This window comes from Streptomyces sp. NPDC056580, assembly GCF_042793175.1.
In the GTDB taxonomy this organism is placed as follows: domain Bacteria; phylum Actinomycetota; class Actinomycetes; order Streptomycetales; family Streptomycetaceae; genus Streptomyces.
This window is the reverse complement of sequence record NZ_JBHTVE010000013.1, coordinates 1-6696: the sequence shown is the minus strand read 5'-3', so window position 1 is coordinate 6696 and position 6696 is coordinate 1. Positions and strand designations below refer to the sequence as shown.

Sequence of the window (6696 nt, the reverse complement as noted above, 5' to 3'; positions counted from 1 at the left end):
GCGCCCGGGCGGGGGGGGGGGGGCGGGGGGGGCGCCGGCGGGGGGGGCCCCCCCCCCCCCCCCCCGGCCCCCCGGCCGGGGCCCCCCCCGCGGGGGGGGGGGGGGGGGGGGGGGGGGGGGGGGGGGGGGGACGGTACGGGCCGCTCAGCGGCGCGCCGCTGCGAGGGCCTCGCCCAGCACCCGCGGCGTCTCGGTCAGTGACGGTCCGTACCAGGTCAGGTGGCGCCCGCTGACCAGCGCGCAGCGCAGTCCGGGGAAGGCCTCGGGGCCGTCGGCGGCGGTGAAGCGGTAGGGCTCGTCGGGCAGGACGACCAGGTCCGGGGCCGCCGCCACCAGCTCCGCCGGCGGCACCCGGGGGTAGCGGTCGGGGTGCCCGGCGTACACGTGGTCCACGCCGAGGCGGGCCAGGACGTCGCCCGCGAAGGTGTCCCGGCCCAGCACCATCCAGGGGCGGCGCCAGACGGGCACGACCGCCGTCGCCCGGGCCGGCGGCTCCGGCAGGTTGGTCCAGGCGGCCTCCGCCCGGTCCAGCCAGCGGGGCCGTGCCGGGGCGCCGCAGGCCGTCAGCACCCGGTCCAGCTCGCGGAACGCCTGGGGCACGGTCCGCACCTCGGTGACCAGCACCCCGAGACCCGCCGCGCGCAGGGCTTCCAGGTCGGGGACGCGGTTCTCCTCCTCGTTGGCGATCACCAGGTCGGGGGCGAGGGCGAGGATCCGGTCCACGGCCGGGTTCTTGGTGCCGCCGATCCGGGCGGCCCCGAGACCAGGCGGGTGCGTGCACCAGTCGGTGGCCCCCACGAGTGCGCCGGGCAGCGTCGCGGCCACCGCCTCGGTCAGCGACGGCACCAGGGAGACCACGCGCACCACGGTTCCTAGCGCGCCCGGTCCTGCACGGCCTCGATGTGCTCGGCGACCGCCACCACGATCACCCGGGTGTCCGGGACGGTGGCGCGCCAGCGGTGGCGGACCCCGCCGGTCAGGTACAGGGTGTCGCCGCGGCCGAGGCGGTAGGCGCGTCCCTCGGCCTCGATCTCCACGGCGCCGTCGGCGACGTACATCAGCTCGTCGTTGCGGTGCTGGAACTCGCGGCCGGCGTCGTGGTCGCCGGTGAACTCGGAGGCGTGCAGCTGGTGGTGGCCGCGCACCAGGGAGCGGGTGCGGGGCAGGAAGTCCGACTCGGTGACGGGCTCGGCGCGCACGACGTCCACGCTGGCAGCCGGGTCGGCGGCGGCGAGGAGTTCCACGGCCGTGGTGCGCAGCGCGTCGGCCAGCTTCTCCAGGGAGCCGCGGCTCGGGCGGGCCTTGTCGTTCTCGACCTGGCTGAGGAAGGGCACCGACAGGCCGGTGCGCTCGGCCACGACGGCGAGGGTGAGCTCCAGCGCGCGACGGCGCCGCCGTACGGCCGCGCCCACCCGCACGGGCTGCTGCTCTTTGTGGTCGCCCATCGCTCCGGCTCCCTCCTTCACTCGTCGTGCCGCCGGCCGGACGCCCGCCACCGGGCGATCCCCTGAGGAGTTGTCTGCACCCTACGCATGTTCGGCAAACCGTTTCACGCGCCTGTCACATCCCTGACACGCCGCCGGGCCCGCACCCCCACGGTTCGCGCCAGTGCGGCGGCGCGCGGTGCGGGACGGGTCTCCCCTGGTTCAAGGCTCGCAGGACCCCCGATGTTCCGCCGGAGCGGGGTCCATGACGCTCCGCGGTTGGCCGGATCCTTGCCGTGGACGGTCATGGGGGCGTCGGGAAGGCGTCCGGGCCGGGCCGGGGGCCGGTCATGCCGCGAGGGGCGGGCGGCGGTCGGGACGGTCAGGTCACCCGGCCGCCTGGCTCTCGGTGCCCTTGCGGTCGATCGGCGCCCACTTGTCGGCCAGGCCCGGGTTCCGCTTCAGCCAGGCGCGGACGGCGTCCTGCTCCTTGCCCTTGCCGGCCTTCTGGATCTGCGCCTCCAGCCCGGTGAGCTGCTTCTCGGTCATCGAGAAGTTCTTCAGCCAGGCGCCGACCTCGGGGTTGTCGTCGGCGAAGCCCTTGCGGGCGAGGGTGTGCACCCCGTCGCCCTTGCCCCAGGCGCCGGCCGGGTCCTTCAGCTTCTTCAGGTCGTAGTCGCTGTACGCCCAGTGCGGCGACCACAGGGTGACGACGACCGGCTGCTTCTTGGCGTAGGCGCGCTTGAGCTCGGCGAGCATCGCGGGCGTGGAGCCGTCGACGACCTCGTACTTGCCCTTCAGGCCGTACTGCCCCAGGACCTTGTCCTTGAGCAGGCCCATCATGCCGGCGCTCGGCTCGATGCCGACGATCCTGCCGCCGAACTCGGAGGCGTGGTCCTTGAGGTCCGCCAGGGAGTTCACGTCCTTCACGTAGGACGGGACGGTCAGCTCGAGGGAGGTGGGGCCGAACCAGCTGCCGAGGTCGTCCAGCTTGTCGCCGTACTTCTTCCAGTACTCGGCGTGCGTGACGGGCAGCCAGGAGTCGGTCTCGAAGTCGAGCTGGCCGGTGGCGAGGCCGGTGTAGAGGGGGCCGGCGGCGTACTGGGTGGTGTTCACCTTGAAGCCGCGCTGCTCCAGGAGCTCCTTCCACAGGAACGTGGAGGCGATGCCCTCGTCCCAGGGGATGTAGCCGATGTTGATCTCCTTGCCCCGGCCGATGTCGGTGCCGGAGGCCTCGGAGGTGCCGGAGGAGCCGAAGACGCCCAGGCCGCCGGCGACGAGCGCGAGGGCGGCCACACCGGCGACGGCGACCACCGGGCGCGGCCGGTACGACCAGGTGGTGGTCCGGGTCTTGGCGGCGGCCCTGCGGCCCAGCGGTGAGAGCTGGGTGCCGAGCGCCCCGGTGACGCGGTCCAGGTAGATGGCGAGGACGACGATGCCGACGCCCGCCTCGAAGCCGTAGCCGATGTCGAGCTGGCCGATGGCCTCGTTGACCGCGCCGCCCAGGCCGCCGGTGCCGACCATGCCGGCGATGACCACCATGGACAGGCCCAGCATGATCACCTGGTTGACGCCGGCCATGATGGTCGGCAGCGCGAGCGGGAGCTGCACGCGCCACAGGGTGTCGCGCGGGGTGGTGCCGAACGCCTCGGCCGCCTCGACGAGTTCCGCGTCGACCTGCCGGATGCCCAGCTCGGTCATGCGGACGCCGGGTGCGAGCGCGAAGATCAGGGTGGCGACGACGCCGGCGGCGGTGCCGAGGCCGAAGAACAGCATCGCGGGGATCAGCAGGACCATCGAGGGCATCGTCTGGAGCAGGTCCAGGACGGGCCGTACGGCCGCGCTGACGGCCTTGGAGCGGGCGGCCCAGATGCCCAGCGGGATGGAGATCACCAGGGCGATCACCGTCGCGACCAGGACGAGGGCCAGCGTGGACATCGCCCGGTCCCACAGGCCGAGCGAGTCGACGAGCGCGAAGCCGGCGAAGGCGAGGACGCCGCCGAGCAGGCCGCGCAGCCACCAGGCGATCACCGCGAGGATGCCGGCCATGAGCAGCGGCGCGGGGGCGGCGAGGACGGCGTCGATGCCGTCGTACATGCCCTCCATGACCGCGCGGATCGCGTCGAAGAGCCAGGACAGGTGGTCGACGAGCCAGTTGACACCGGAGTCGACCCAGTCGCCGAGATGGATCCTAGGCATGGGCGATCACCTTCCCGCCGTTGTCGTCGCCGCAGGCGGTGGGGTCGCCCTGTTCGTCGCCGATGAGCCCGACCAGGCGCCTCCGTGGCACGACGCCGACCAGCTCGCGGCCGGCGTCCAGGACGGCGACCGGGTGGCTGAGCCGGGCGCTGATCGCGCACAGCTCGGTGAAGGGCGTGTCCGGCGCGGCCGTCTCACAGCCGCAGTCGGCCTCGTCGCCCCGCACGTCGGTGTCCATCACGGCGGCGGCGGTCAGCACCCGGGAGCGGTCGACGTCCTGGATGAAGGAGGTCACGTAGTCGTCCGCCGGGCGCAGCAGGATGTCCTCGGCGGTGCCGGTCTGGACGATCCGGCCGTCGCGCATGACGGCGATGCGGTCGCCGAGGCGCATGGCCTCGTTGAGGTCGTGGGTGATGAAGACGATGGTCTTCTTCAGGGTCTTCTGCAGTTCGAGGAGCTGGTCCTGCATGTCGCGGCGGATCAGCGGGTCGAGGGCGCTGAAGGACTCGTCCATCAGCAGCAGGTCCGCGTCGGTGGCCAGGGCGCGGGCGAGGCCGACGCGCTGCTGCATGCCGCCGGACAGCTCGTCGGGCCAGGAGTCCTCCCAGCCGGCCAGACCGCACAGGGCGAGCGCCTCGTCGGCGCGGCGCTCGCGCTCGGCGCGGGGCACGCCCTGCACGGACAGGCCGTAGGCGGCGTTGTCGCGGACACTGCGGTGCGGGAAGAGCGCGAAGTGCTGGAAGACCATGCTGATCTTCTTCGAGCGCAGTTCGCGCAGGTCGTGGTCGCTGAGCCCGGTCAGGTCCCGGCCGTCGAAGCTGACGCGGCCGGCGGTCGGCTCGAGCAGACCGTTGAGCATCCGCAGCAGGGTGGACTTCCCGGAGCCCGACAGCCCCATGACGACGAAGATCTCGCCCGCCTCCACCGTGAAGGACGCGTCGATCACGGCGGCGGTGGTGCCGTCGGCGCGCAGCTCCTCCCGGTCGGCGCCCTCGCGCAGTCTCCGCACTGCCTGGTCCGGTCGTCTGCCGAACACCTTGAACAGGTGCTCGGCCTCAAGCCTTGGTCGCACGCGTGCCTCTCGTCTCGGCCGTACATGACAGAAGCCGCGCCTCCCCAAGTTCGCATTGGTCAAACTTTTAAGTGTCTTACGTCACATCCGGGCCGTGTCAGTGGCGTACGGCATGATGCGAGGCGTGACCGGACGACTCATGCTCCTCGACACCGCCTCGCTCTACTTCCGCGCCTACTTCGGCGTGCCGGACTCCGTGAAGGCGCCCGACGGCACCCCGGTGAACGCCGTGCGCGGGCTGCTGGACTTCATCGACCGGCTGGTGCGGGACCACCGGCCGCAGCACCTGGTGGCCTGCATGGACGCCGACTGGCGGCCGCGGTGGCGGGTGGAGCTGATCCCGACCTACAAGGCGCACCGGGTCGCCGTCGGGCACGAGGGCGCGCGGCCGGACGAGGAGGAGGTGCCGGACACGCTCTCCCCGCAGGTGCCGGTCATCGAGGCGGTGCTGGACGCCGTCGGCATCGCCCGGGTGGGCGTCGCCGGGTACGAGGCGGACGACGTGATCGGCACGTTCACCGCGCGGGCCGGCGGGCCCGTGGACATCGTCACCGGCGACCGCGACCTGTACCAGCTCGTCGACGACGGGCGCGGCGTCCGGGTGCTCTACCCGCTGAAGGGCGTCGGCACGCTGCAGCTCACCGACGAGGCGGTGCTGCGCGAGAAGTATGGGGTCGACGGGCGCGGGTACGCGGATCTGGCGCTGCTGCGCGGCGACCCGAGCGACGGCCTGCCGGGCGTGCCCGGGATCGGGGAGAAGACGGCCGCCAAGCTGCTCGCCGAGTTCGGCGACCTGGCGGGGATCATGGCGGCGGTCGACGACCCGCGGGCCAGGCTCACGCCGTCGCAGCGCAAGCGGCTGACCGAGGCCCGGCCCTATGTCGCCGTCGCGCCGAAGGTGGTGCGGGTGGCCGGCGACGTCCCGCTGCCGGACGTCGACACCGCCCTGCCGCGCGCCCCGCGCGACCCGGCGGCCCTGGAGGCGCTGACGGCACGCTGGGGGCTGGGCGGCTCCCTCGGCCGACTGCTGACGACGCTCGGTACGTGATGCTAACTTAGGTAAACCTAACCAATGCAGCAGGAGGCCGTGATGGCAGAGCGTCCGGGACGGAAGCCGCGCAAGCCCTATACCGCCCAGGTGGTGCGGACCGAGCGGCTGACCCCGCACATGCAGCGCGTGGTGCTCGGTGGCGAGGGTCTCGCCGGGTTCGCCGCGGACACCTGCACCGACCACTACGTGAAGCTGCTGTTCGGCCCCGAGGGCGTCACCTATCCCGAGCCGTTCGACCTGGAGCGGGTCCGTGCGGAGTTCCCGCGCGAGCAGTGGCCGGTGACCCGGACGTACACCGTGCGGGCCTGGGATCCCGGGCACCGGGAGCTGACCCTGGACTTCGTGATCCACGGCGACGAGGGGCTGGCCGGGCCCTGGGCCACCCGGGCCCGTCCCGGTGAGACGGTGCGCTTCATCGGCCCCGGCGGCGCCTACGCCCCCGACCCGGGTGCCGACTGGCATCTGCTCGCCGGTGACGAGAGCGCGCTGCCCGCGATCGCCCGCGCCCTGGAGACGCTGCCGGCCGGCGCCCGGGCGCACGCCTTCGTGGAGGTGTCGGGCCCCGAGGAGGAGCAGAAGATCGACTCCGATGTGCAGGTCGTCTGGCTGCACCGCGGGGACCGGCCGGTGGGCGAGGCCCTGCTCGAGGCCGTACGGGCGCTGGAGTTCCCCGAGGGCCGGCCGCACGCCTTCGTGCACGGCGAGGCGGCGTTCGTGAAGGAACTGCGCCGGATGTTCCGGGTCGAACTGCAGATCCCGCGCGAGGACCTGTCGATCTCCGGCTACTGGCGCCTCGGCCACGACGAGGACGGCTGGCAGGCCTCGAAGCGGGAGTGGAACGCCAGGATCGAGGCCGAGCAGGAGGGCGGCGGCGCGGCCGCCGCCTGAGCCCGGCCCGCGGCCGCCGCCTGAGCCCGGCCCGCGGCGGCCGCCAGGGCCCGCCCCGGCGG

The 6696-nt window shown here is 73.6% G+C and carries 6 protein-coding genes; 2 read left to right on the top strand and 4 right to left on the bottom strand.

Annotated elements, in window-relative coordinates; all coding sequences use genetic code 11:
- Nucleotides 1-144: 144 nt before the first annotated feature.
- From ACFQ9Z_RS27210 to ACFQ9Z_RS27195, 4 genes are all read right to left on the bottom strand, one after another.
- The gene (locus ACFQ9Z_RS27210) at nucleotides 145-864 is read right to left on the bottom strand and encodes a helical backbone metal receptor (RefSeq protein WP_383023970.1); all 720 of its coding nucleotides are present in this window, start codon (nucleotides 862-864) and stop codon (nucleotides 145-147) included.
- Between the two features lie 8 nt (nucleotides 865-872).
- On the bottom strand, nucleotides 873-1445 hold the full coding sequence (locus ACFQ9Z_RS27205) for a helix-turn-helix domain-containing protein (RefSeq protein WP_143635319.1): 573 nt from the start codon (nucleotides 1443-1445) through the stop codon (nucleotides 873-875).
- A 366-nt stretch (nucleotides 1446-1811) separates the two neighbouring features.
- Entirely contained in the window at nucleotides 1812-3623 is a 1812-nt protein-coding gene (locus ACFQ9Z_RS27200) for an ABC transporter permease/substrate binding protein (protein ID WP_383023964.1), read from the bottom strand.
- Nucleotides 3616-4695, bottom strand: a complete 1080-nt coding sequence (locus ACFQ9Z_RS27195) for a glycine betaine/L-proline ABC transporter ATP-binding protein (protein ID WP_383023960.1) — start codon at nucleotides 4693-4695, stop codon at nucleotides 3616-3618. The genes ACFQ9Z_RS27200 and ACFQ9Z_RS27195 overlap by 8 nt, the downstream gene beginning before the upstream one ends.
- Before the next feature lie 100 nt (nucleotides 4696-4795).
- On the opposite strand from ACFQ9Z_RS27195, the gene ACFQ9Z_RS27190 reads away from it, so the two are divergent.
- Nucleotides 4796-5743, top strand: coding sequence for a 5'-3' exonuclease H3TH domain-containing protein (locus ACFQ9Z_RS27190; RefSeq protein ID WP_383024786.1), 948 nt, complete (start codon nucleotides 4796-4798; stop codon nucleotides 5741-5743).
- A 42-nt stretch (nucleotides 5744-5785) separates the two neighbouring features.
- Nucleotides 5786-6634 carry a siderophore-interacting protein gene (locus tag ACFQ9Z_RS27185; protein ID WP_383023957.1) on the top strand — a complete coding sequence of 283 codons (849 nt, stop codon included), beginning with the start codon at nucleotides 5786-5788 and terminating at the stop codon, nucleotides 6632-6634.
- Nucleotides 6635-6696: the final 62 nt, after the last annotated feature.

Bases quoted from the DNA above. Each gene is read 5' to 3' on its own strand.
- ACFQ9Z_RS27185 (WP_383023957.1), top strand. From the start codon at position 5,786: ATGGCAGAGCGTCCGGGACGGAAGCCGCGCAAGCCCTATACCGCCCAG.
- ACFQ9Z_RS27200 (WP_383023964.1), bottom strand. From the start codon at position 3,623: ATGCCTAGGATCCATCTCGGCGACTGGGTCGACTCCGGTGTCAACTGG.
- ACFQ9Z_RS27205 (WP_143635319.1), bottom strand. From the start codon at position 1,445: ATGGGCGACCACAAAGAGCAGCAGCCCGTGCGGGTGGGCGCGGCCGTA.